The organism is Buchananella sp. 14KM1171 (assembly GCF_041380365.1).
Classification (GTDB): domain Bacteria; phylum Actinomycetota; class Actinomycetes; order Actinomycetales; family Actinomycetaceae; genus Buchananella; species Buchananella felis.
This window is the reverse complement of record NZ_CP159981.1, coordinates 1,262,103-1,288,293: the sequence shown is the minus strand read 5'-3', so window position 1 is coordinate 1,288,293 and position 26,191 is coordinate 1,262,103. Positions and strand designations below refer to the sequence as shown.

Below are 26,191 nucleotides of genomic sequence, written 5' to 3'. Positions count from 1 at the left end.
TTCCGTGACAGGAGTGAGTGTTGGCCCCGCGCCATGCGCGGCACGGACCAAACGACAACGCTACCGCATCGTGCGGTGGCGCGTCACGGCTAGGCGGCTGTGAACTGCGCGGCCGGTGGAACGTCGTCCATCCCCGGCTGGCCCAAACAGGGGGCGGCCCCTCCCACCCACGCCGGTGGGTGAAAGGGGCCGCCTCTGTCAGTTACCGGAGTCACCGCCGGGCGCCTCCGGTTGCCCGCCTCTCTCTGGTGGGTTTGGGCGGTCCTCGCCACCACTCCCAGGCGGCGTGGCCTCCCCGCCGCCCGGCGGGGAGTCGGTGGCCTCGCCGCCCGGGCGCTCCTGGGTGGGCTCGGCGCTGGGCTCCTCCGGCTCCGCCGGCTTGGACGGGGTGGGCGCAACCTCCGTGGGCGTGGCGGCCGGCGGCGGCGCCACCGTGGATGGCGCCGGGCTCGGCGAGGCGGTGCTGGGTGAGGCGCTAGGCGTGGCGGTGCGGCGCGCCTTGGGCGCCCCCTCCCCCCACGGCGGGGTGGGGAAGTTCTTGACCTCCATGCCATCGGTCACCTTGGCCATGTACGCCGTCCAGAGGTCCACCGGGACCGTGGAGCCGGTGATCTCGCCATAGCCGCCGAACGGGGTGATGGACTCCTCGGCGCCGTCCGCGCCCACCTGGTAGAGCGCCACCACGGTGGTCAGCTGCGGGATGTAGCCGGCAAACAGGGCCGACTTGTTGTCTGAGGAAGAACCGGTCTTTCCGGCCACCGGGCGGTTGAGCTCGAGGGCCGTCTCAGCCGAGCCGTCCTTGACCACCTGCTCCAGGGCGTAGGTGAGGGCCGCGGTGTTGTCGCCGGAGAACTGGCGGGTGCCGTTGGTAGGGCCGGAGTAGAGCACGTCCCCGTTGGCCGCCGTCACCGAGCGCACCACGTGGGTCTCGTAGCGGTTACCGCCCGAGGCGAAGGTGTTGTAGGCGGTGGCGAGGTCCTGCACCGTGGTGGAGGCAAAGCCCAGGGTGTTACCCACCGACTCGTCCAGGCCAGGGGCGTCCGCAGAGATACCGGCGCGCACCGCCACCTGCTTGGTGGTGGCAGGGCCGATCTGCTCGTTCAACTGGATGTAGGCCGTGTTCACGGAGTTCGCGGTGGCCTCCACCAGGTCGATCTCGCCGTAGGAAACCTCACCGAAGTTGGCGTACCACAGGTCCGTGCCCTCCACGTTGTAGGGGGAATCGCCGTCGAAGGTGTCGGTAAGCGGCACCTTGTTCTCCAGCGCGCCCATCAGGGTGAAGGGCTTGAACGTGGAGCCGGCCTGGACGCGGTCGTCCGTAGCGGCGTTGCGCTGGATGGTCAGGTAGTCCGGGCCGCCGTACATGGCCTTGACCTCGCCCGTGTTGGGTTCGACGCTCAGCAGCGCCACCCCCAGGTTGTTGGGCTTGTCCTCCGGCAGCTCGCCCACCGCCTCCACGGCCTTGGCCTGCATGGCCGGGTCGAACGTGGTGACGATCTTGTAGCCGCCGGTGGCGATCTGGTCCTTGGTCAGGCCCGCCTTGGCGGTCAGCTCGTAGCGCACCTCCTCCAGCAGGTAACCGTTCGGGCCGGCGAACCACTCGGTGGTCTTGACCTCCAGCGTCTCCGGCATCTTGGCCTCCTTGGCCTGCGCCGCAGTGATGAAACCGCCCTCCTGCATGTAGCCGAGCACCCGGTCGAAGCGGGCCTGCGCGATGTCCGGGGAGACGCGCGGGTCGTACTCACTGGGGGCCGGGATCACCCCGGCCAGCAAGACCGCCTGGGACAGGGTCATCTTGGCCGCCGGCACCCCGAAGTAGGCCTGCGAGGCGGCCTCGATGCCGTAGGCGCCGCGCCCAAAGTAGATCGTGTTGAGGTAGTTGCCAAGGATCTCCTCCTTGGTCTGCGACCGGGTCACCTTCAGCGCCAAGATGGCCTCCTTGGCCTTGCCGACGTAGCTGAAGGTGTCGCCCTGGTAGTAGCGCTCGATGTACTGCTGGGTCAGGGTGGAGCCACCCTGGCGGTCCCCGCCCTTGAGGTTGTTCCACAGGGCGCGCACCGTGCCCTTGATGTCCACGCCCGGGTTGGTCCAAAAGCCGCGGTCCTCAGAGGCCACCACCGCGTTGCCCACGTAGGAGGGCAGGGTGGAGAAGTCCACGATGGTGCGGTTGTACTCGCTCAGGCGCCCGAGCTCCGTGGTGCCGTCCGCGAAGTAGACGGTGGTGGTCTGCGCCCCGGCGTACTTGTCCGGGTCCGGCAGCTCCAGCGCGTTGTAGGCCCACAGAAACGCCAGCGACCCCAGGATGCCGGAGAGCAGGAAGAACCCGGTCACCCACAGCAAGATGGTGCGCCACAGCGGCCGGCGCCGCTTGCCCTTTCCCTTGCCGTTCTTACCGTTGCCGCCCTTGCCACCGCCATTGCCGCCGCCGTGCTTGCCGCCCGACCGGCCGGGCCCGCCGGCCTGAGCCTGCGCCTGCGCGGCCCGCCGCGAGCGCCGGGTAGGGGCGGGCGCGCCCCCGGGCTCCGGGCTGGGCCAGGCCGGGGTGGAAACCGCGCGGGAGCGAACTGGTTTGGTGGGCTGAGAGCCGGGTGCGCTTGACGTCAAGATGGCCTCCAATTGCGGTTCGGTCTTTAGCAAGCTGCTGTCTCTACTAAACCAGTATCGCGCCGAAGCTGGGATTTTCCTCCACGTCGGGCGGCCGGCGGCACAGTCCACGCCGGCAAATCCGGGCGCGGGCGCGGCAGCGTCGGCCACCCCGACCAACGCGCGTCGATATATCAATCCGATAGGTTCGGTGGTAGGCTCACAGCGACCGTGACCCAAGCCACCCTAGTGGGAGGCGCCTGCGGAAGGAAGCATTCTGGGCGCAAGAAGCGACGTTCTGGACCTGGCCATCCTGGGCCAGCTGCGCCGGCCTGCCCACGGCTACGAGCTGCGCAAACGCCTGGCCGCCTCGCTCGGCACGCTCCGCACCTGGTCATTCGGCTCGCTCTACCCCGCGCTGCGCCGGCTCACCGGCGCCGGTCTCATCGCCGCAGAATCCGCCCCCACCGGCGCGCGCAACAAGATCGTCTACCGCCTCACCCAGGCCGGCACCCGCCACCTCTCCCAGCTACTCATGCTGGCCGGCCCCGACGCCTGGAGCGACGCCTCCTTCGCGGTCCACTTCGCCTCCTTCGGCTCCGCCGACACCCCCACCCGCATGCGGCTACTCGAAGGCCGCCGCGCGCTGACCCTGGAACGGCTGGCCAACGCCCGCAGCGCCACCAGCGCCGCGCAAACACACGCCGACGCCTACGCGGCGGCCCTTGCACGTCACCTCGAAACCCAGCTCGAAGCCCACCTGGCCTGGATCGATGAGGTGATCGGCGCCGAACGCGCCGTACAGATTCCCTCCACCAGTGTTGTTTCCTGAATCTAGGAGTTTGAGATGAGTGAGATTCGCGTAGGAATCGTGGGCGTGGGCAACTGCGCCTCATCCCTGGTGCAGGGAGTCACCTACTACCGTGACGCCAAGCCGACCGACACCGTGCCCGGCCTGATGCACGTGCAGTTCGGCGACTACCACGTCTCCGACCTGAAGTTCGTGTGCGCCATCGACGTGGACGCCGCCAAGGTGGGCCTGGACCTCGCCGACGCGATCAACGCCTCCGAGAACAACACCATCAAGATCGCCGACGTCGCCCCCACCGGCGTGACCGTCCTGCGCGGCCAGACCCTGGACGGCCTGGGCGAGTACTACCGCGCCACCATCGAGGAATCCGACCAGGAGCCCGTGGACGTGGTGGCCGCCCTGAAGGAGGCGCGCGTGGACGTGCTGGTCTGCTACCTGCCCGTGGGCAGCGAGGAGGCCGCGAAGTTCTACGCCCAGTGCGCCATCGACGCCGGCTGCGGCTTCGTCAACTGCCTGCCCGTGTTCATCGGCTCCACCAAGGAGTGGAGCGACAAGTTCGAGGCCGCCGGCCTGCCCATCGTGGGCGACGACATCAAGAGCCAGGTGGGCGCCACCATCACCCACCGCGTGCTGGCCAAGCTCTTCGAGGACCGCGGCGCCATCCTGGACCGCACCTACCAGCTGAACGTGGGCGGCAACATGGACTTCAAGAACATGCTGCAGCGCACCCGCCTGGAATCCAAGAAGATCTCCAAGACCCAGGCCGTCACCTCCAACCTGCGCGACGGGCTGGACCCGCACGACGTCCACATCGGCCCCTCCGACCACGTGGCCTGGCTGGACGACCGCAAGTGGGCCTACGTGCGCCTCGAGGGCCGCAACTTCGGCGACGCCCCGATCTCCCTGGAGTACAAGCTCGAGGTGTGGGACTCCCCCAACTCCGCCGGCATCGTGATCGACGCCGTGCGCGCCGCCAAGATCGCCATGGACCGGGGCGTGGGCGGCGAGCTGCTGAGCGCCTCGGCCTACTTCATGAAGTCCCCGATGGAGCAGCGCCCGGACGACTACGCCCGCGCCTGCGTGGAGGAGTTCATTCAGGGCCAGCGCGAACGCTGATCTTCTCCAGTTGGGGGTGCGTGGCAAAGGCCCGCGCCCCCAACTCTCGTCTCCGCCCAGGTGAGGGGCGCACCCCTAAGTCAGGCCCCGCGCAGCGTGCGCGGGCGCACCTGGATGGTGTCGCCAGCGACCGCGCTGTCGGTGGGCACCGCGCAGCGTGCGCGGGCGCGGCCCCTAGTCAGGCCCCGCTCAGGCCCGGGACACAACCACCAAATCGATACCGGCCTGGGAAACCTGGAGCAGACAGTCCCGGGTAGCTGGCGGCACGCGCACCACCACCCGGCCCGTCTCTCCGCGTTCCCGTACCCTTTCCAGCGCCTGCGTGGCGGCCTGCACCACCTGTTGCTGCTCGGCTGCGGGCAGGGCTCCTTTCGAGTCGTCCAGCAGGATGACCTCCAAGCCCTGCGCTCGAAGCTGCCGGGCGCAGCGGGCCACCGGGGTGCGCGTGAAGCACGCCGCACGCAGTTCGTCTCTCAGCTCGGCTTCCAGGAGTTGCGCCTCTAGCCTCACGGCCGCACTGGCGCCCTCCCCGTTAACGAGCCGGATCAAGAGTGGCTGGATGCGTGCGCGAAGTTCGCTGCGGGTCCGATTCAGTTCCTTCTGCGCCAGCCCTTCCACCTGCATCCAGTACTCGAGCTCGTTGCTGTGGTGATTCTCTGCGGCGATGCTTTGGGATGCCCGCTCTGACCATGCGCTGAAGACGTGCCAGATGATTAGTTGGAAGACGTGTCCGGCCAGGTACTCGGTGAGCTTGTTCCAGTCTTGTGCGAAGTGGGCTGTGGAGGCTACGGACAGCAGGCAGATGCCGACCATGCCGGCCCAGCCAAAGCCCGGCAGTCCCCGCAATAGCAGGGCGCAGAGCACAAACACCCCGACGCTGGGAGCCCAGTGGTCCCAGCTCGCAATGGTCGGTGAGGTCGAGAACGCGTTTTGTAGGCCCGTGGAGACCAGTACTGCGCCAACGATCAGGGCCGCAGTGAGGCGGGGTCTACTCCCCTTCCACTGCGGCCGCATCACGCCCCAGACGGCCCCGGCCATCAGGGCCAGGGCGGCCACCTGTACTCCGGGGACGGTGTATGCGTTCCACTGGAATACGGTCGCCACCGCTATGTAGAGGATTGCCAGGGGCGCAAACCTGCGCGCGACGCTAGAGAGCAACAGTTGCTGAAATGGAGCGTGCTTACTTTCGACTGCTCGGACTCGAAAGACGATGCTGGTTCCTTGACCTGGGGCACTCTTCAGCTTGACTTCGATACCGGATTCTTGGGCCCGCCGCTTTATCGAGTTTGCCAGCCCGTGCCGGTTTGAGGCGGCTGCGTGGTTAAAGCCCACCCCGTTGTCCCACACTTCGACGCTGAGAGCGTTGGCATCGCTTTGGAGGCGGATTTTGCGTTGCACTGGTTGGCCCGACGTTCCCGCGTGCCGCAGCGAGTTTCGCACCGCCTCCTTGACGGCGTCTTGCAGGGCTCTGCTCACTCCACTGACCAGGAGGAAGTCGTTCTCTATTGCCGCCTCCACCGCCACTGGCTCACTGCAGTGTGTTAATTCCTCGCTCAGTAACTGTTTAAGCTCGGTGGCGCAGTTCGCGGTGACGATGGGTGAATCAGGACACAACTTTTCCATGAGGGAATTGGAGGTCGCAGCCATACTCAACGCGCCGATTTCTCCCTTGCTCACAAGCAGCAGCACCGAGAGGACCTCGTCGTGTACAAAGTCGTCAGCCCGTTCCTTGGCAAGGGTGACGCCCCTTTGGTTGGCTAGCGCGATCCGCTGGGCTGCGCTTTCGCGTTCTGAGGTGTCCAGTTGTTCGCACCGCCCGATCACCCAGAGCATCGCGTACAGGTGGACCAGGTTGTAGAGACCGAAGAAGAGGGCGTGCTGTATTGCTTCTAGGAGTTCTCCCTGCGACTGCGTAAGCCCACTCAACAACAGAAATGGCATGGCACTGAACACGACGCGTTTGGCCCAGGCGGGCGAAAGTGCTGCCACCGACACCTGGCTCAGTACCGAGAAATAGAGCGTCATGACAGATCCGGCCGATGCTGTGGCGTCGGTTAACCCAATGGCGGCTTCTCTGACATCACCAATCGGCGCTAGGAGCAGAATCCCTGCGGTGAGCGAGAAGAAGAAAAAGGCAAGCGGGTAGAGGTGCCCGACGGCGCGCCAGGCCTGAGACACTTTGCACGCACTGTTTTGGTAAGGGGTTTTTCGCAGGGCGATCGCCACCACTGCCATGGCGCCCACGAGAACGGGAACCGTGGTGACAATCGTCTGCGATACCTCCAGCACTTGGACCATCCACCCGTGTCCGGCCGGCGGGGAGGAGGGTTCTTGCCGCAGAGCCAGAAACAGAGCGGTAGCTCCACTCCCGACGGCAAATGCGCTGCGTCCGTAGTCGGCGTGGCGGTATCGGCTACACACTTTGCCATTGTGTCCGCCATGGCAACTGAGCTTGAAGCCGGGCGGAGCAGGAACCCCGCCAGGTTGATTCATAATAAGACTCTATTCGCCGCAAGCCGGAGGCGGCACCAAACCGTCCTCCACCGCGCGGCGGTAGAGATCCACGCGAGAATCTGCAGGACGCCCCACCTCCCGGTATCGGGTGCGAATGCGGGAAATGTAGGTGTTGACGGTGTTTTCCTTGATCCCCTCGGTGTGTGCCACCTGGGTTGCGGACTTGCCGGCCGCGTAGGCAGCCAGCACGCGTGCCTCGACCTTGCTGAGATAGTTGGCAACAAAGTCCTCGTCTTGATCCAACGCGCTTGCCCAGTCTAGGTTCGCCCTCACCTCCCCGCACTGGGCGGCCCTGACCGCATCAATGAGATCCTGAGTGGGAGCGCTTTTCCGCACAACCGAAAGGGCTCCGCCTTTGATTGCCTGGCGGATTAGGAACGGGTTATCACCGGAGGTGAACACAACCACCTCGTGCTTAGACTCCGCCAAAATGGGGATCATCTGATCCGGCCCCATAGGGTCAGGCAATCGCAAATCCAGCACCACGACGCACGGAGGGAAGCGGTGCAACTCCTTGCGGGCGGCAGCAAACGAGGCAAACCATTCGTAACCGCAGGCCACCCCCGCATTCACTAGCGATAGCCCTACTCCTTCACCTGTAGTTTGGTGGTCATCTATCACCAAGACCACCGAACCAGCAGTTTCCGGTGGATCAACCTCGTTCACTGTTCCCGCCCTGCCTTCGCATAGAAACCTTTCAGCTATCTTCGGTTACCAACGCTGTTAACGCAAGGGCCATTCTCGTCCTTGGGATAGGGCCTCTTTCGAGGTCGCAGTTCTTTGTCTCGCCTCTACAGCCTCTGGCATCGGAGTAAGGGGGCGCGGTATCGACACGATTTGGGTGCCGCCTTGAGACACGACCACCAGCGTAGGCCGGCTGACCGGTAAAACTCGCACCACCACTTGCCCATCATCCCCTGAGTTTGAGGCAAGGTGAAGGGCAGCATTGACTGCTTCCACCATTACGGTGTGCTGCCAAGGGGGTAGGCGACCGTCTGAGTCGTCCAAGAGCACAACTTCTAGCCCGCGAGCGCGTAATTCCCGCGCGCGCGCAGGCACGCCACTTCCAGTGAAACACGGCGCGCGCAGTTCGTCACGCAACTCCGCCTCGATGAGTAGTGACTCCAGTTGCACATCTGGATCATGAGCATGACCACCGATGACCTGATCCATAAGTGGCCGTACCCTGCTTTCGAGTTGTTCCCGCGTTACCCTGAGTAGTTCTTGCACCTTTTCTTCCACGCTCATCCAGTACTCCAACTCGCGGCGTAGCAGATTCTGTTCAGCAATTCGATGCGCGGAGCGTTCTGACCAAGCCGCCAAAAGTTGCCACAGAAAAAGCAGGAACACGTGCCCGACCAAGAACACGAACAGGTCGGATAGACCGCCCACAAACACAGCTGCCGCCAGCGCCGCCGCAACACAGATTCCTGCCATACCCACCCAGGCCGGAATCGAACTCCTTCTAAGGGCTAGCACGCACATGAGGAGAGTCCCAATTCCGGTTGCCCACGATTGCCATGAAACCAGGGTGCCTGCCGTTACACAGGGGAGCTGCACAAGGTTTGCTCCAAACGCCAAGGCAGCTACCACCCATGCTTTTCCCTCGTTGGAGGCGCCGTTTTCCCCCTTGGCGGTAGCCAGCCAGGTAGCAATCGTCAACGCCACGACAGTAGCTACAGCCACACCGGGCAAGGTGTAGTCGTCCCAGTGAAACATGGCCGCGATCATGCTGTAAGAAAACGAGAGAAGGGTGAGCACACTGCGGGGGACGGCGTCCACTGCATGGTGTAGTGGTGTGACTACATTGTTGACCGCCGAACTGAGTTCGAAGCTGACCAATGTGCCAACACCAGGCCTGGAGACAAGGGAGACCCGCACTCCGCTATCCTGCGCCCGGCGCATGATCGAGTTCTTCAGGCCGTGACGATCACGCGCCAGACCGGGGTCAAAGCCAACGCCGTCATCCCATACCTCTATGCGAAGCGTGTCGACCGCGCTGTTGACTCGCACTTCTCGACGCACTTTCCGGGTAGAGGTTTCGGCGTGCTCTATCGAATTGCGCACCGCCTCCCGCACCGCCGCCATCAGCGCCTGCGCCACCCCTACTGGGAGAAAACGATCTACTTCTACCTGCCCGTCAACGGACACTCGCCCCAACCACTGCTCCGACTCTGCACGCACCCAATCTAAGAGCTCGCTAGCGCTGCCAGGCAAACGCTCGCGTTCGCTACCCTCCAGTTTCGTAAGCACCTGTCTGGCGATATCTGCGGCTCGCTCGGTGGAGAGCTGCCCTCTACTGACCAGGATCAGCGCAGAGAGTATCTCGTCATGCACGAAGTCCTCTGCCCGCCGGCGCCCCAACGTTGCTGCCCGTTCCGTCACCAGTGCGGCGGCGTTTTTCGCCTGCACCAGTTCAGCCTCGTCCAGCTGTTCGGCACGGTCAAGCACCCAGCTCAACGCGTAGATCAATACCAGTAGGAAAAGGACGTAGTAGGTAGTGCGTTGCCACGCCAAGTCAGAAAGAGGTCCAGCTTCTAACCAACCCGCAAAGAAAAGGCCTGGTGAGGCCAGCAAAACGGCCCACTTACCCCACCTTAAGGGCATGAACGCGACAGCCATCAGTGGCACCACAGGGCTAACCATGACGAATACGTTCGCTAACTGGGCTAGATCGGATTTGCTGCTATGCAACGCGTTGAAACTCAGAATTATGGCAACCGCCCAGTAGACAGCCAGGTAGAGCCAGCCCACAAAATAAATGATCCACGCGAACGAGGTCGGTAAGTCCGCGTTGCGCCAGCCCGCGACCAGGGTTCCAGCTAACGCCAGAACGGCGATCAGCACAGGCAAGAGTAGGGTAACGCCCAACAGTAACTGGGCAACGCTGGCTGTTGGCAGTTTCCAGGCTGCCGCTCGGGCCGTGGGCAGCATTGTCACGCACAGAAGCCCGGTGACGCCTCCTGTCAAGGCGTAGGTGCGTCGAACGAAGTCGGCATGCGAGGACCCGCCGACTTTGTAGGTCCTATTCATCACGTGCCATCCGTAAAGCCATCACGCCCCCGGAATTCTCTGCCAACTGGATTGAGTATTACCCAATTGTGCGTCGAGCGATTAGTCAGCTATCCGGTGCGGCCTGTCTGACTTCCTGTATTCAGATGCCGAGAAGGAAAGCACACGCACCCACAGCGACCAGTTACGCTCACGCTCTCCAGCAGGGGAGGCCGATGCAACCGGTGGCTTTGGGCGCGCCCCGCACTAGGTGGTGTGCGGAACGTCGGACTCCCTGCGCTTTGCCACCAGCAGGTCGCGCTGCTCGCGCGGGTCCAGCTCGCTGATCGCCTTGCCCTCGGCCTCCCACCAGGCCAGCAGCTCCTGCTGGGCGGCCTCCCGGCCTAGGAGTCCCCGCTCCAAGCGCAATTCCATGAGGAAGTGGCGGGCGTGTCCCACCATGATTCCAGGGGAGATACCGAGTATTTCTCCGATTTCTGCGCCATCCAGGTCTGGCCGCAACGAGGCCATCTCCTCGGCCTGGGCCAGGGCAGCGATGCGTTGCTCTAGGTCGTCGTATGCAGCGTGCAGAATGAGGACCTTGCGGCGGTTGCGGGTGGTGACGTCCGCTCGGGTGAGCCGGTGGAGCCGCTCCAGCATCTCCCCGGCGTCGGTGACGTAGCGCCTGACCGCACTGTCGGTCCATGCGGCCTCGCCGTAGCCGTGGAAGCGCAGGTGCAGGGCCACCAGCTTGACCACGTCCTTGGTGGTCTTCTTGTCGAAGCGCAGGGCCTTCATGCGGGCCCCGGTCATCTTCGCGCCCACGATGTCGTGGTTGTGGAAGGTGACCTGGCGGCCCTCGAAGCGCCGGGTGGCGGGCTTGCCGACGTCGTGCATCAGGGCGGCGAAGCGCAGGCGGAAGTCGGGGCGCGGCACGGGGCCGTCCGCGTCCGTCTCCAGCGCGATGGCCTGGTCCAACACGGTCAGGGTGTGCTCGTAGACGTCCTTGTGGCGGCCGTGCTCGTCCACGGTCTCCTGCAGGCCGGACAGCTCGGGCAGCACCACGTCGGCGACGCCGGTGTGCACCATCAGCTCCAGGCCGCGCCTGGGGGCCGGGGAGAGGATGAGGCGTTCCAGTTCGCCGCGCACGCGCTCGGCGGAGACGATCTCCAGGCGGGTGGCCATCGCCGTCATGGCGCTCATGACGTCGGGGTCCACGTCCAGTCCCAGCTGGGCGGTGAAGCGTGCAGCACGCATGATGCGCAGCGGGTCGTCGTCGAAGGACTGCGCGGCGCCCACGGGGGTGCGCAACAGCCCGTCGGCCAGGTCGTTCAGTCCGCCGTGGGGGTCCACCAGCTCCAGGCTGGGCAGGCGCAGCGCCATCGCGTTGACGGTGAAGTCGCGGCGGGTCAGGTCGCCCTCCAGGGTGTCGCCGTACTCGACCACGGGCTTGCGACTGCCGGGCTCATAGGCCTCGGTGCGGTAGGTGGTCACCTCCACCACCACGCTGCCGCGCCTTGCCCCGATGGTGCCGAAGTCGCGCCCCATGTCCCAGGTGGTGTTGCCCCAGGCGGCCAGGATCTCCTCAGTCTGCTCGGGGCGGGCGGAGGTGGTCAGGTCCAGGTCGTGCGGGGCGATGCCCAGGAACGCGTCGCGCACCGGCCCGCCCACCAGCGCGATCTCGTGGCCGGCGCGCACAAAGGCGTCGGCCAGCTCCATCAGGCTGCGCGGCAGGTTGGCCCCCACGTGGGCGCCGCGAGCGCGCAGCTCGTCCAGGCTGCCGAGCTCGGGCAAAACGGTGGGAAGAGCGGGCTGTTCCGGGGTGATTTGCGTGTCCATCGCTACAAGCGTGCCACGACCGGACGGGAACTAATAGCCGCGCTCGCCTAAAGTGGTGCCCATGTCCATTCCCGTGCCCAAGCCGCGCGCCCCCCTGCGGGGTATGCGCTCTCCCTTGGAACGGCAACTTCCCGTGGTTGACGAGGTGAGTGCCGGCGGGATCGTGGTGGACGTGGTGGACGGCAAGGCGTTTGTGGCGGTAATCGCACGCCGCAACCGGGCCGGGCGCCTGGAGTGGTGCCTGCCTAAGGGGCACCTGGAGGGCACCGAGACCGCCCCGCAGGCCGCAGTGCGTGAGATCAGCGAGGAGACCGGCATTTCGGGCCGGGTGCTGGCTCACCTGGACACCATCGAGTACTGGTTTGCGGGCTACGACCGCCGCGTCCACAAGGTGGTGCACCACTACCTGCTGGAGGCCACCGGCGGGGAGCTGACGGTGGAGAACGACCCGGACAAGGAGGCCGAGGACGTGGCGTGGGTGCCTGCCCACCAGGTCGCCGAGCGCCTGTCTTACCCCAACGAGCGTCGCGTGGTGGCCCTGGCCCTGCGCCTACTGACGGAGCCGGCGTGAGGATGGCGCGCCGCGCTGTACTGGCTGGCGTGGCGGCGCTGGGTGCCCTCTTGCTGGTGCCGGCCGCCCTGCCTGCCGCCGCCTTTTCCGGCCCCGCCGCGCTTTCTTCCGCCCCCCTGTCCGCGCCTTTTGGGGTGGCCGACGCTGGCGCCCCCGCCGCCCGGACCGGTGGAGCCCTTCTTGCCGCCGCCGCCCCAGCCGCCCCCGCCGCCCCGCATGACTCGCCGGGCCTGCGGGTGGAGCTGACTTCCCTGGAACCGGCGGTGATCCAGGCCGGGGCCACGGTGTCCCTGAGCGGGCGGGTGACGAACCAGCTGGCGCAGACCGTGCAGGGGGTGGAGCTGGAGTTGCAGCTGCATTCCTCGTCCTCGCTCACACGGGCGGGTCTGTACCAGTTCCTCTCCACCGGTGAGGTGGACGGCGGCGTGGATCAGCTGGTGGGGGTGCTGCCGTTGGCGGTAGAGCTGGCGCCGGGCACCGCCACTGAGTTTTCTCTTTCTATCCCGGCCGCGCAGCTGCCGGACTGGGGGGAGGATGGCGGGCCGCGCGGCCTGACGGTGGCCGCCTATGCGCTGCAGTCCGCGCCCGAGCCGGCGGCGGCGCTGGAGTACCGGTGGCCCACGGATAGCGGCGAGGACGGCCCGGAGGGATGGGCGCGTACCTTCCTGGTGGGCGATTCTGGGCAGCGGGCACGGCCCGTGGAGGTGGGGGTGGTGGCCCCGCTGGCGGCCACCGATGCCGAGCTCGCGGCGGCCCTGCGCCACGGCGCCCCGGTGGCCCGCGTCGCGCAGCAGCGGGCGGCTGACCTGGCCCAGGCCGGCGCGCTGCCCGGGATCACGCTGGCGGTGGACCCGATGCTGCTGCAGCCTGACCTGGAGACCAGCCAGTTCCTGCGGGCCGACCTGAGCCCGATCAGCGCGCTAGATCCCTCCGCGCGCCGCGCCTCCACGCCGTTCAAGCTGGCCTCCTCCCCCACCCCCTTGCCGTCCGCCACTCTTGCTGACACCGGCCCCGCCCCGACCGGGCCGAGCGCTGCGCCAAGCGCGCCCGGCTTGGCTTCGGCTTCCGCCGCACCGGCAGCCACGACTGCGGGCACGGAGCCCGGCGCGGCGGCCGCTGCGCCTAGTGCGCCGCAAAGCGAGGCGGCGGGGGCGGCAGCGTCGGCCACCCCGGGTGAGACAGGTGGGGCGGCGGCGTCGACCAGTCCTACCCCCCAACCGAGCGTGGCGGCCAACGACAAGTGGGCAGCGCTACCGCTCGCCCACGCCCTACGCTCGGATGATGAGATCATGTGGCTCACGCCCTGGGATGTGCCGGGCGGGCGGGAGTACCCGACGGAGGTCGACTGGCTACCGCAGGCCCTGCCGGGCGTGCCCACCCTCAGCAAGGTCGCGTGGGCAGACTCGGCCTCCTGGGACAGCCTCTCCCTCTACTCCCCCGTAGAAGGCGGCCAATTCTCCGCAGTCATCGCGCCCGTCGCCCCCACCTTGCAGGCGGACGACGCCCCGCCGGCCACCGAGCTGCAGCTGGCCGGAGCGCGCGGCGCCTACCAGGTGGCCGGCGTGCGACCGGACCGGCCCCTCTCCCTGGCTGCGGCCGGCAAGGACCTGCAGGGCAAGGCGCTCACCGCGCTGGAGCGTCGGCAGCTGCTGATCTCCCAGACCGCGCTGCTGGCCGGCGCCGCCAGCGGGGAGCCGGTGTTCCTGGCCGCTATCGAGCGCGGCAACGCGGTCAGCGCGGCGGACCTGGCGGCCGTCTCCGCGGCCCTGGAGGCCAGCCCGTGGGCAACCCCCGTCCCGCTCAGCCGCGTCCTGGGCGTCCCCGCAGAGCAGGCCGCAGCGGCAGACGCAGAAGGCGCATCCCCGCAGGAGAGCGCATCCCGGCAGGAGAGCGCGTTACCGCAGGAGAGCGCGTTACCGCAGGAGGGGTCCGGAGCGGGGGACGCCGCCGGCAACGCGCAGGCCAACTCCGCCGGGCCGGCCGCCCAGGTGGAACTGGCCCCGCCGGACTCCGCCCACGTCGCCCGGCTGATGCAGGTGCGCACCGGGGTGGAGTCGCTCGACGCGCTACTGCAACGCTCCAACGCCCAGTCCGCGTACTGGGCCGTGGAGGGGGCGGCGGCCCAGCTCAGCTCGAGCGCGTGGGCCCACCCCACGGACCCGGCCGCGGCGGGGGTGTTCGCCGACTTCCACCAGCGCCTGGACACCGTGAACCAGGCGGTGGGAATCAACTCTCCCTCCACCATCAACCTGATCGACTCCTCGGCCCAGGTGCCCCTGTCGATGCACAATCCGCTGCCCGTGCCCGTGCGGGTGGGGCTGCTGCTCACCCCCCACTCGGCGCACCTGCGGTTCGAGGAGGTCACGGTCTCCCTGGAACCCAAGCGCCACCAGGTAGTGCACGTGCCGGTCAAGGCCGTGGGCAACGCGGACGTGGACGTGCTGGCGGAGCTCTACGGGTACGACGGCACCGTGGTGGGCAGCCCCATCATGCTGCAGGTGCGGGTGCGCGCGGACTGGGAGAAATTGGGGTTTGGCACGGTCTCCGCGATCGGTCTGCTCCTGTTCGCCCTCGCGCTGGTGCGAAACTACGTAAAGCGACGCCACACCGGACCAGGTGAGGAAAACGCGCCCGGGGAGCCGGCCAACGGCTGGATCCCGCCCCGGACCACAACGCGGCCGCCCCAGCCCGAATGGGCGAAGCTGCTGGACACCGACGAAAGGCAGGACGGATGAGTCAGCCAGAGCGCTCGACTTCCCTGGCGCGCAGCTCAACGATCATGTTCTCCGGCACCCTCGTGTCGCGCGTGCTCGGCTTCATCCGCAACGCGCTGCTGGTGGCGGTGATCGGCGTCGCCGGCGCCAACGACGCGTTCACGGTGGCCAACACGCTGCCGAACACCGTGTTCAACCTGCTGGCCGGCGGCGTGCTCAACGCCATCCTGGTGCCGCAGATCATCCGGGCGCTGCGCTCCAAGACCGGCGGTGAGGAGTACGTCAACCGGCTCCTAACCGTCACCGGTGCGATGATCCTGGGCCTGACCGTGCTCTCCACGGCCTTCGCCCCGCTGCTGGTGCGCCTGTTCGCCGGCGGCCTGGACGCCGGCTGGTTCAACCTGGCGGTGGTCTTCGCCTACTGGTGCCTGCCCCAGGTGTTCTTCTACGGCGTGTTCGCCCTGCTCTCCCAGGTGCTCAACGCCAAGAACTCCTTCGGGTGGCCCATGTGGGCCCCGGCCATCAACAACGTGGTCGGCATCGCCGGCCTGCTGGCCTTCCTGTTCGCCTTCGGGCGCATGGACTCCGTTGGGGACCCGACCGCGTGGGGCACCGGGCCGATCCTGGTGCTGGCCGGCTCGGCCACGCTGGGCGTGATCGTGCAGGCGCTGGTGCTGATCCCGCCGCTGCGGCAGGTGGGGTTCACTTGGAAGATCCAGTGGGGCACCGCCGGGCTGGGCCGGGCCTCCCGGGTGGCGATGTGGGCGTTCGCGGCCCTGCTGGTGGGCCAGGTGGGCTACATCGGCTTCTCCCGCGTGGCCTCCTCCGCTAACGCCGCCGCCGTGGCCGACGGGATGTTCTACCCCTCTACGGCCGCCTACACGGTGGCCTTCATGCTCTCGATCCTGCCGCAGTCGCTGATCACCACCTCGATCGTGACGGCGATGTTCACGCGGATGAGCGACCACGCGGCGGCTGACGACTCCGCCGCCGTCAACAAGGACCTGGAGTTGGGCCTGCGCACGGTGGGCGTGTTCACGGTGCTGTGCTCCGCCGGCCTGGTGGTGCTGGCCCTGCCGCTGGTGCAGGCCATCGCCCCCACATTGAGCGTGGCGGAGGCCAGCGGGGTGGCCATGGTGCTGGCCTTCCTGTCGCTCGGGATCGTGGGGCAGGGCGGGTGGACCATGGCCCAGCGCGTGCTCTTCGCCTACGAGGACACGCGCACCATGTTCCTCATCCAGATCCCGATGGCGGTCATGACCCTGGTGGGCGCGTACGGCGCCTACTTCCTGCTCTCCCCGAAGTGGTGGGTGGTGGGCGGCTCCCTGGGTGACGTGGTGGCGATGTACCTGGGCACCGTGGTGGGCCTGGAGGTGCTGCGCCGCACCCGCCTGCCGCAGCTGAACCTGCTCTCCCACGCGATCTTCCACGGCAAGCTCCTGGTGGCCGTGGCGCCCGCGGCCCTGGTGGGCTACGGCGTGCTGAAGCTGATCGGCGTGGCCAACTCGGGCGCCTGGCTCTCCGGCCTGGTGGGCGCCACCGCCGGCCAGCTTTTGGGCGCGCTGTGGCGCCTGGGCGTGGTGGCCGTGGTGATGACGGCCGTGTACGTGGCGATCTTGCTGTGGTGGCGGGTGCCGGAGATCTCCAAGCTGCTCTCCCCTGCCCTGGCGATCCTGGGCCGCGTGGGCGCGCTGCTGCCGGGCAAGGCGGGGGCCGTGGTAAGCGCGGCCGCGTCCAAGTGGCGCGGCCAGCTGGCCTCCTCCGCCCCGGTGCCGTTCACGCCTGGCCCGGAGACCCTGGTGGCGGAGGCGACCAGCGGCATCGTGATGGCGGACCTGTCCTTGGTGCCGCGCGCCGGCCACCAGGTGGACGACCGCTACGAGCTGGTGCGCACCATGCCGGTCACCCTGCCGGGCACGGTGCGCTGGGAGGCCAAGGACACGGTCACCGGCATCCCGGTCTACCTGTTCATGCTCTCCCCGGGCGCCGCACGCACAGACGCGATCGTGGCGGCAGCAACGCGCGCCACCGCGCTGACCGGCCCGTCGTTCCTGCGCGTCTACGAGGCGGACGCCGCCGAGGGCTTCCTGGTCACCGAACCGGCCCTGTCTCCGTCCCTGGCCCGCACGCTCGCCACGCAGACGTTGGCGCCGCAGGAGGTGCGCGAACTGGTGATCAAGGCGGCGGGCGCGATGCACCAGGCGGCCGAGGTGGGCGTCGGCCACGGCACCCTCTCTCCGCGCGATATCTACGTTTCTGAGGGCGAGTTGCGGATCGGCGGGATGGAGGTGCGCGCCGCCGCGACGGGCGTGGAGTTCGACGACGCCGCCGCCAGGCAGGCAGCCGACGTGCGCGCCCTGGCCGAGGTGGCCTACCTGTGCCTGACCAGGCGTTGGCCGGGCACCGGGCAGGGATTTGTGCGTGCGCCGCGCGCAGGTGGCCTCTACACCGCGCCGAGCACGCTGGTGGACGACGTGCCCGCCGACCTGGACGAGGTGGTTACCGCCCTGGTCAACGGCGCCGGCCCGCGCTCCTTCGCGGCGCTGCTGGAGTGGTTTGGCGAGAGCGCACCGCCGGCGCAGGCGGCCCCCGAGGACCTGGGGGGCGCCGAGGGCCCGGGCGGCGCGGGCGGTGACGCAGCCGCGCAGGCGGCCACGGCCGGTGCTGCGGCCGCGCTGGTAGGAACGGCGCAGCTTGTTCCCGTGGAGACCGCAGGCGACGCCGATGCGGGCGCTTTGGCCGGCGGCGAGGGCGGCGCCCAGCTTGGTGCGAAGGCCGGCGCCGGTGAGGAAGACCTTGGCGCGCTCGGCGTCGAATCTGGTGGCGCGGGGGGTGGCGCGGGGGTGCTCGCGCCGCCTCCGCCGGCCCCGCCCGCCCCCAGCGATGGGTCCGGCGGCGCTGCGGCGGGCTTCGGCTTTGCTCCGGTGGTGGCGCACGCGCAGGTGCAGCGCGCGCAGGCACCGACTGCGGGCAGCAAGTCCTTCTTCCTGCGGCGCGTGAACCCGACCCCGGTGGTGCTGGCCGTCTTCTTGGTCTTCGTGGTGGCGGCGACGGTGTGGGCGTATAAGTCGATCACGGCCCCGCCCACGCTGATCCAGGGCGACCCCTCCGGGCTGTTCCAGAACCCGGCCACCGTGGCAACGGCCTCCCCCGGGCAGTCTGAGGCGAGCGCCGCGCCGGCACCGGCCGGTCCGGCCCAGGTGGTTTCTGCGGCGATCGTGGACCCGGGCGGGGACGGGGACGAGCACCCCGAGCTGGTGGCCAACCTGTTCGACGGCGACGAGAAGAGCGAATGGTATTCGCGCTTCTACCAAACCTCCCAGTTCGGTGGCCTGAAGCAGGGCTTTGGTATCGAGCTGAAGCTGGCCGAGCCGCGCAAGATCTCCGCCGTTTCCGCTACGTGCAATAGCGAGGGCGGCCTGGTGCAGGTGCTGGTGGGCGGCCAGACCCCGGCGGATGCCAAGCAGCTGGCGCAGGGGCCGATGAAGCAGAAGATGGACTTCACGTTCGAGCCCACGGAGGCGTCGTCGGTGGTGATCTGGATCAGCGAGCTGCCCACGTCGTTGGCGGACGGCAAGCTGCGCGCCGAGATCAGCGAAATCGTGATCCGCTAGGCGGGAACAGGCTGGAGCGCTCCTGCGTTAGTAGGGGCGAGGAAAGGAAGAAATTGTGACTGTGCACGACGTTGTCATCGTGGGCTCCGGCCCGGCCGGCTACACCGCCGCCATTTACACGGCCCGCGCCGGCCTGAAGCCGATCGTTTTCGCCGGCTCCCTGGCCGCCGGTGGTGCCCTGATGAACACCACCGAGGTGGAGAACTACCCGGGCTTCCCGGCCGGCATCGACGGCCCGGACCTGATGGAGGCCATGCGGGAGCAGGCGGAGAAGTTCGGGGCGGACATCCGCTACGAGGACGTCACCGGGGTGCAGCTGGATGGCGCGGTGAAGACCGTGGTGAGCGAGGGCGGCGAGAGCCTGCAGGCGCGCGCGGTCATCCTGGCCACCGGCTCTGCCCACCGCAAGCTAGGCGTGCCCGGTGAGGAGGAGTTCTCCGGTCGCGGCGTGAGCTACTGCGCCACCTGCGATGGCTTCTTCTTCCGCGACCAGCACATCGTGGTGGTGGGTGGCGGTGACTCCGCCCTGGAGGAGGCCATGTTCCTCACCCGTTTCGCCTCCAAGGTGACGCTGGTGCACCGCCGCGGCGAGCTGCGTGGTTCCAAGATCATGCAGGAGCGTGCCCTGGCGAACGAGAAGATCGAATTCGCGTGGCACTCCACGGTGGCGGAGGTGCGCGGCGAGGCCGGCGGCTCCATGACCGGCCTGGTGTTGAACGACGTTCGCACCGGCGAGCAGCGCGAGCTGGCGGCCGGCGCGATGTTCGTGGCGATCGGCCATGACCCGCGCGTGGAGCTGGTGGCCGGCCAGGTGGAGCTGGACGGCGAGGGCTACATCAAGGTGGCCGATCCCTCCACCCGCACCAACCTGGCGGGCGTGTTCGCGTGCGGTGACGTGGTGGACCACTTCTACCGTCAGGCGATCACTGCGGCCGGTACGGGCTGCCGCGCCGCCCTGGATGCCGAGCGTTACCTGGCCGCGTTGGAGGGCTGAGCGGTGGCGAGCGGAGCTATTCACGTGGACGACGCCACCTTCAAGAAGGTGGTGCTGGACTCCCCGGTGCCGGTGCTGGTGGACTTCTGGGCTAAGTGGTGCGCGCCGTGCCGCCAGATGGGCCCGATCGTGGACGAGCTGGCCGGCCAGTTTGAGGGCCGCGCCCGCGTGGTGAAGGTGAACGTGGACGACGCCGCGCGCACTGCCAGCAAGTACGGCATCCGTTCTATCCCCACCTTTGGGGTGTTCTGGGAGGGCGAGCTGGTCTCCACGCTGGTGGGGGCGCGCCCGAAGCCGGAGCTGGTCAAGGCGCTGGAGCGCGTGGGCGCGTAGAGACTTGCAGGCCAGGTGCGCGGACAGGTAGCCGCGCCCGCGTCCAAAACAAGCCGCCGGGAGGGGCGCACGTGACACGCCCTAAAGGCGGCAGGCGGTGGCGGCGGGGTGGCGGCGGGTGCCCCCGAGCGTACAAGCGTGCGGTCGGGGTACATCCGACCGACCGGTGCCATGGCACCAAGCGGTCGTATGTACCCCGGTGCAACATTTGCGAGCTTGGGGACCGCCCGGGCACACCCGGGTTCGCGGCAATTGGAGTCGACGCCGCCCCCGGCGCTATCCCGAGTCGGTCCCGGCCATGCCCATTGACAGGTGGCGGGCTACCGCCGAAGGGTCCTTGCGCAAGCGATTGAGGGGATAGTGCACCTCTCGTAGGGTTGGTTCACCTCTCGTAGGGTTGGTTCACCCCTCGTGGGGTTGGTTCACCTCTTGAGGGCTTACCCAATCGGGTAACCCCTCAATCGGTGAACTAAAGGTTCAAGAGCTACACCAAACGCTCAAAAGGTCAAGTAACCCTACAGTCGTTTGCGCACCGCCGCCCCCGGCGCTATCCCGAGTCCAGGTCCCACCCCGGCCCCGAACGCACTGCGCGCGCACGAACTTCGCAGCAGGCTCCCGCCCGGCACCGAAAGCCCACCCGTGCACCGGCACGGTAACCGGGGCCACCAAACACCGTCATTGGGGGAGATCCGAGGAACGGGCGTATGCGCAGGGGCTTTGGAAGAGCCCGGTTATTTGCGGCTCGTCCCGCTCCGTCGCCTCCCCATCTGGGGGCTGCTCGTTGTCCTTGTCCGCCCTGCGGCGCCTCGCTAGGATCGCCACATCGGCTAAATTCCAACAGTTGTTGCCACGCGCGATGCTAGTTGGCATCCCCACAACCCCGCCTTGGAGGAGCATTGAGCGCGATTGGGAGTTCTGCCCGCGCCGCCGTGGCCGCAGTAGCAGTGGCACTCACCTTGAGTGCATGTAGTGACCAAACCACCTCTGCGCAAACACCGCCCCCGTCGATGCCGGACCAGGGCATGTGTGCTCGGTTCGGTGCCCGCGAAGACGTCACTGCGCCGGCACCGAGTCTGGAGTCTGACGGTTACTCCTTGCCGTCGGCCAGGGGTGTGCAGTGGCTAGTCAACGGCCACCCGAAGAACGCCGGTTTTCATCCGCTGCAGACGGAAAAGGAACGCCGCCGCCTGGTTGTTTCTGCAGTGAGCACGGACAAGAACACCTACTGCGTTTCAGGCGCCACGTCGTGGGTGCTCCGCGCACGGACGCACGTCGATGCCAGCGGGAGCGCCAGAAACTCATTCAGCTGGGGACCCGACCGCAAGATGGGCGAGGGGTGGACGGGCCCGATGTCGCCGGGTGGAGACTTCGACTCCAATGGGTCTAAGGACATTCTTCGAATAACTCCTAAGGGGGTGCTCGTCGCCTACTTGACCGTCGGCGAGTCTCGGCTCCAGTGGCCAGCCAGGGAGTTGGAGGGTGGTTGGCAAGGTACCCGGATTTTGGCCGGTGGCGTTGACCTGACCGGAGATGACCACCCGGACGTGCTGGCGCTGCAAGAAAACGGCTCGTTGCTGTTTGCCGCTGGTGACGGCGCCGGCGGATTGGCAACAAAGCCCGCGCCCTTGGCGGGGGAATGGGGCACAGCCAAGCTTTTCACCGTCGGCCCGGACCCCGCCCCGCTAGAGGGGGAAGGGGCTCCCCGCAAGACGGCGCGGGTACTCTTCGCAGGCGACGACGGGCGGGTATTCGCCCGCCAGGTCCAGCCAAACACCGAGTTCGCTGCCGCGCAGGAAGTGGGGACCCTGGACATAGGTGTGCGCGCAATCTACGGCCAGGACGACTGGAACCACGACGGCACCGCTGATCTGCTCGCGCTCACCGATGATGGTCGGCTGATGCTGTATCCCGGGGAAGGCGCAGGTTTTTCCGAGCCGGTGTTCGTGAGCGACGGATGGGAAAGCACCAAGAGTCTCATTCCCATGGCCGGCCCGAACGAGAACATTCTGTGGACGCAGGACTCCACTGATGTCGTTTGGCGGCGGTCCAACACACAGAGCGGACACATCCCAACGGGCGGAGACTTTGACACCTCCCTTGGCTACAACCTGAGCGGTGCGCGGTTCCTGGCGGAGTTCAACTACGCCTACTCTCACCGGGAGAAAGACCTGGGGCACGAAGTCAACCCGGACGGCACTCCGATAATCAAGGTGGAGGGCCTGGAAGGCGGCAAGCCGATTTTCCACCCCCTGGCGCACGCTCGGTTCGTGTTAGGCAACTGCGAGAATTCCATCTCCACCTTCGATGATGAGCGCAGGAAGGAGTATGTGCGCCGCGCCGTCGCCACCGGCGAGCTCATGCTCTCCAAGGCAATCGTGCATGAGGACGAACTGTGGTTCCCCTACTCGTTCGACTACGAGGCCATGCACCACTCGGAGAACACGTTGCCCAACCCGTGGTTTTCCTCTATGGCGCAGGGATACGCCCTGGCCGCTTTCGTGCGCCTGGAGCAGGTCACCGGGGACTGGAAGTGGCGCGCAGCTGCCGATCAGGTGCTGGCCGGCTACTACGCCCGCCCGGGAGACCCCTACTGGTTCGCCCAGGTCGACCCCGACGGCTACCTGTGGCTGGAGGAGTACCCCGGCTCCACCTTCCAAACCAAGGTCATCAACGGCCACCTTTTCTCCGTTGACGGACTGAGCTACTACTGGCTCCACACCCACAACGAGGAGGTCAACCTGTTGGCCGACGGGGCGATCACCGCAGTGGAGGCGGGCTTCAACGATTTCCGGGTGCCCGGCAATCCTTCTGCCTACTGTGCGGGGCTGTTCTGTTGGGCGCAACAGTTCAGGCCGATGGACTACCACAAGATCGTCTCCAATCAACTGCGCGACCTCACCCGCCTGACCGGCCAAACCCGCTTCACCGAGCTGGCGGACACGCTTAAGCAGGACGCATGGGAAGAGTAGGGCCCCGGCAGCCCTGGGCGTAACATTGGGCAGGTGCCCGCTACCGGCGGGACCGCCGCACCGCCTTGCCGGACGCGGCGGGTACGGAAAGGCTTGGCGATGACTAACAGCACCCCCGGGCGCGGAACGCGACTGGACCCCTGGATCGATTCCTATGCGCAGCGGGCCGGTGGCCTGCGCTCCTCCGAGATCCGAGCCCTCTTCGCCGTCGCCTCCCGCCCCGAGGTGGTCTCCCTGGCCGGTGGCATGCCCAACATCGCCGGCCTGCCGATGGAGGCGCTGGCTGACACGATCGCCAAGCTGACCTACGAGCGCGGTACCACCGCCCTGCAGTACGGCTCCGGCCAGGGCGACCCGCTGCTGCGCGAGGGCATCGTGGAGGTGATGAAGCACGAGGCGATCCGGGAGGACCCGGACGACGTCGTGGTCACCACCGGTAGCCAGCAGGCCCTGGACCTGGTCACCGAGATCTTCATCGATCCGGGCGACGTGATCCTGGCAGAGGCGCCGTCCTACGTGGGCGCGCTGGGCGTGTTTCGCGCCTACCAGGCCGACGTCGTCCACGTCCCCATGGACGACGAGGGCCTGATCCCGGCCGCCCTAGAGGAAACCATCAAGGACGTGAAGAAGTCCGGTCGGCGCATCAAGTTCCTCTACACGATCCCGAATTACCACAACCCGGCCGGCGTGACGCTCTCTGAGGAGCGCCGCCCGCAGATCGTGGAGATCTGCCAGCGCCACCGCATCCTCATCCTGGAGGACAACCCTTACGGCCTGCTGGGTTTTGACGGCAAGACGCAAACGGCCATGAAGTCAATGGCCCCGGACGACGTGGTCTACCTGGGCTCGTTTTCTAAGATGTTCGCCCCCGGGTTCCGGGTGGGCTGGGCGGCCGCTCCCCCGGCGGTGCGCGACAAGCTGATCCTGGCCTCCGAGGCGGCCATCTTGTGCCCGGGCAACTTTGGGCAGATGACGATCGCGGCCTACCTGCGTGACTTCGACTGGTTTGGGCAGATCGTGGAGTACCGCGACATGTACCGCTCGCGCCGCGACGCCCTGCTGGGGGCGCTGGAGGAGTACCTGCCGGAGGCGAAGTGGACGGTCCCGGCCGGCGGCTTCTACTCCTGGGTCAAGCTGCCGGAGGGCCTGGACGCGCGCGCCATGCTGCCGCGCGCCATCACCTCCCTGGTGGCCTACGTCAGCGGTACCGCGTTCTACAGCGACGGGCAGGGCAGCGACCACATTCGCCTGTCCTACTGCTACCCGAACGAGGCCACGATCCGCGAGGGCGTGCGCCGCCTTTCCGGCGTGATCAAGGCCGAATACGAGCTGGTGCGTCTGTTCGGCACGAACGTGCGCGAGGACGGCCCGGACGACGTCAATTCGATCCGGGCCGCGGCGGAGCGCTACGCCTCCACGGCCCCGCAGGGCAAGGCCCCGTCCCCGGACCAGGTTTAAGCGTTAGCCCACCGGCGAAGCAGACAGGAGAGAGCAATGAAGGTCACGATCATCTGCGGCGGTCTTACTCACGAACGCGATGTCTCCCTGCGCTCCGGGCGCCGGGTGGCCGAATCCCTGCGGCACTTGGGTCACGACGTGGCGGTGCTGGACGTGACCTCCGAGCTGATCGCGCAGCTGGAGCAAAGCCAACCGGACGTGGTGTGGCCGCTGGTGCACGGCAGCGTGGGCGAGGACGGCTCGCTGCAGGCCGTGCTGGACCTGATGGGCCTGCCCTACGTGGGCACGGGCGCGGCCGGGGCGATGCTGACCATCTACAAGCCGAGCGCGAAGGAGCTGGTGCGCCGCGCCGGCATCCAAACGCCGCCGGCGGTCTCGCTGCCGCGCGTGCTGTTCCAGCAGTTGGGTGCCGGCGGCGTGGTGGCGGCCCTGATGGAGCGTTTCAGCTTCCCGATGGTGATCAAGCCGGCCCAGGGCGGTTCCTCGCTGGGGGTGACGGTGGCGAAGAACCAGGACGAGCTGCGCATCGGCCTGGTCAACGCCTTCTCTTACGGGGAGACGGCGATGATCGAGGGCTACGTGGCGGGCAAGGAGGTGGCGGTCTCCGTGATCTGCACGGACGAGGGCCCCGTCGCCCTGCCCCCGGTGGAGATCGTCACGGAGGGCGCCTACGACTACGACGCCCGCTACAACGCCGGCCGCTCCGAGTACTTTGTGCCGGCCCGGCTGAGCGAGGAGGAGCGGCGCTCCGCTGAGGCTGCGGCCGTGGGCGCACACGTGGCTTTGGGCTTGCGCGACTACTCTCGCACCGACCTGATCGTCGACGCCGAGGGCCGCGCCCAGTTCATCGACTGCAACACCTCGCCCGGCATGACGGACACCTCCCTGTTCCCGCTGGCGGCGCAGGCCGAGCGCGGCTTTGACGAGATGGTGGCCTTCCTGGTGGAGCGCGCCGCCGCCCGGGGCGGTTCGGTGATCGCTCCGGCCCCCACCGGCATGGACGACGCCCCGCCGGCCTGATTTTCCCCGCACCGCCCGGCGATACACCTAGGAGGCATCCGGTGGAGCTAGAGGAGTTCTTCGAGTTCGAGCGGCGCTTCCTGGTGCCCGCCGGCGCCCTGCCGGAATTGCGCGGGGGCACGCTGCTGCTGCAGGTATACCTGACGGCCCGGGACGGTTTCTCGGTGCGGATGCGCCTGGAGGTGGCCGACTCCGTCCTCTCCCCGGCCCAGCTGGAGGGACCCGCGAGCCTGGCCGAGCTGGTGGAGTCCTGCGCTCCGGCGTGCACCGCTGCCTGGCTGGCGGTCAAGGGCCCGGGCGTGGGCGGGGTGCGCTTCGAGCGGGAGATGGAGCTGCCCGCCAGCGTGGGCGTGGAGCTGGCCCGCCAGGGCTCGGCCTTCGTGCTGAAGACCCGCTACTCGCTGGTGGAGGGGGAGGACCTGTGGGAGATCGACGTCTTCCACGGCGCCAACCATCCCCTGGTGATCGCCGAGTGCGAGCGGGCCAGCGGCGTGGAGCGGGTGCAGCCGCCGGCCTTCTGCGGCCGCGAGATCACCGAGGACGCCGCCTTCTCCAACGAGTCCCTGGCCTTCAATCCGCCGCTGGCCGGCTGATCCCTCGTATGGCGCCCGGTGGGGCGCGGCCGCCGTGAGGGGGCGGCAGGTGGACGACGTCGGCCACCCAC

General features: G+C 67.7%; 16 protein-coding genes and 1 pseudogene. 12 read left to right on the top strand and 5 right to left on the bottom strand.

The features are described from left to right. Positions 1-198: 198 nt before the first annotated feature. Entirely contained in the window at positions 199-2,604 is a 2,406-nt protein-coding gene (locus ABYF38_RS05035) for a transglycosylase domain-containing protein (RefSeq protein WP_371151231.1), read from the bottom strand. A gap of 253 nt (positions 2,605-2,857) precedes the next feature. Here ABYF38_RS05035 and ABYF38_RS05030 point away from each other — a divergent pair. The 3 genes and pseudogenes from ABYF38_RS05030 to ABYF38_RS05020 form a co-directional block, all read left to right on the top strand. Then, a pseudogene (locus tag ABYF38_RS05030) lies at positions 2,858-3,097 on the top strand (PadR family transcriptional regulator); the annotation flags it as partial. Positions 3,098-3,118: 21 nt separating this feature from the next. Next, the gene (locus ABYF38_RS05025; protein ID WP_371151229.1) at positions 3,119-3,415 is read left to right on the top strand and encodes a hypothetical protein; all 297 of its coding nucleotides are present in this window, start codon (positions 3,119-3,121) and stop codon (positions 3,413-3,415) included. 15 nt (positions 3,416-3,430) lie between these two features. Then, complete coding sequence (locus tag ABYF38_RS05020; RefSeq protein ID WP_371151227.1) at positions 3,431-4,510, top strand: inositol-3-phosphate synthase; 1,080 nt, start codon at positions 3,431-3,433, stop codon at positions 4,508-4,510. Between the two features lie 189 nt (positions 4,511-4,699). On the opposite strand, the gene ABYF38_RS05015 is transcribed toward ABYF38_RS05020, so the two are convergent. From ABYF38_RS05015 to ABYF38_RS05000, 4 genes are all read right to left on the bottom strand, one after another. Continuing rightward, positions 4,700-6,799: an ATP-binding protein gene (locus ABYF38_RS05015; RefSeq protein WP_371151225.1), complete on the bottom strand. Its 2,100-nt coding sequence runs from the start codon at positions 6,797-6,799 to the stop codon at positions 4,700-4,702. Positions 6,800-7,012: 213 nt separating this feature from the next. After that, complete coding sequence (locus tag ABYF38_RS05010; protein WP_371151223.1) at positions 7,013-7,690, bottom strand: DNA-binding response regulator; 678 nt, start codon at positions 7,688-7,690, stop codon at positions 7,013-7,015. Between the two features lie 57 nt (positions 7,691-7,747). After that, positions 7,748-9,871, bottom strand: coding sequence for a sensor histidine kinase (locus ABYF38_RS05005; RefSeq protein WP_371151221.1), 2,124 nt, complete (start codon positions 9,869-9,871; stop codon positions 7,748-7,750). Positions 9,872-10,282: 411 nt separating this feature from the next. Beyond that, positions 10,283-11,854, bottom strand: coding sequence for a CCA tRNA nucleotidyltransferase (locus ABYF38_RS05000; RefSeq protein ID WP_371151219.1), 1,572 nt, complete (start codon positions 11,852-11,854; stop codon positions 10,283-10,285). Positions 11,855-11,915: 61 nt separating this feature from the next. Between ABYF38_RS05000 and ABYF38_RS04995 the strand changes: the two genes are divergently transcribed. The 9 genes from ABYF38_RS04995 to ABYF38_RS04955 all read left to right on the top strand — a co-directional run bounded on the left by ABYF38_RS04995 (position 11,916) and on the right by ABYF38_RS04955 (position 26,120). Beyond that, positions 11,916-12,425 (top strand): NUDIX hydrolase, encoded by a 510-nt coding sequence (locus tag ABYF38_RS04995; protein ID WP_371151217.1) that lies wholly within the window; start codon positions 11,916-11,918, stop codon positions 12,423-12,425. A 2-nt stretch (positions 12,426-12,427) separates the two neighbouring features. Further along, positions 12,428-15,160, top strand: coding sequence for a DUF6049 family protein (locus ABYF38_RS04990; protein ID WP_371152997.1), 2,733 nt, complete (start codon positions 12,428-12,430; stop codon positions 15,158-15,160). Beyond that, entirely contained in the window at positions 15,157-18,753 is a 3,597-nt protein-coding gene (locus ABYF38_RS04985) for a lipid II flippase MurJ (protein ID WP_371151215.1), read from the top strand. Before ABYF38_RS04990 ends, ABYF38_RS04985 begins: the two co-directional genes overlap by 4 nt. Positions 18,754-18,805: 52 nt before the next feature. Beyond that, a complete protein-coding gene (gene trxB / locus ABYF38_RS04980) occupies positions 18,806-19,747 on the top strand; it encodes a thioredoxin-disulfide reductase (protein WP_371152996.1) in 942 nt (313 codons plus the stop codon). Positions 19,748-19,750: 3 nt separating this feature from the next. Beyond that, complete coding sequence (gene trxA, locus ABYF38_RS04975; protein WP_371151213.1) at positions 19,751-20,080, top strand: thioredoxin; 330 nt, start codon at positions 19,751-19,753, stop codon at positions 20,078-20,080. A 1,112-nt stretch (positions 20,081-21,192) separates the two neighbouring features. Next, entirely contained in the window at positions 21,193-23,049 is a 1,857-nt protein-coding gene (locus ABYF38_RS04970; protein ID WP_371151211.1) for a D-glucuronyl C5-epimerase family protein, read from the top strand. Positions 23,050-23,148: 99 nt separating this feature from the next. Continuing rightward, positions 23,149-24,507: a PLP-dependent aminotransferase family protein gene (locus tag ABYF38_RS04965; protein ID WP_371151209.1), complete on the top strand. Its 1,359-nt coding sequence runs from the start codon at positions 23,149-23,151 to the stop codon at positions 24,505-24,507. Between the two features lie 36 nt (positions 24,508-24,543). Continuing rightward, complete coding sequence (locus tag ABYF38_RS04960; RefSeq protein WP_371151207.1) at positions 24,544-25,527, top strand: D-alanine--D-alanine ligase family protein; 984 nt, start codon at positions 24,544-24,546, stop codon at positions 25,525-25,527. A 41-nt stretch (positions 25,528-25,568) separates the two neighbouring features. Then, positions 25,569-26,120: a hypothetical protein gene (locus ABYF38_RS04955; protein WP_371151205.1), complete on the top strand. Its 552-nt coding sequence runs from the start codon at positions 25,569-25,571 to the stop codon at positions 26,118-26,120. Positions 26,121-26,191: the final 71 nt, after the last annotated feature.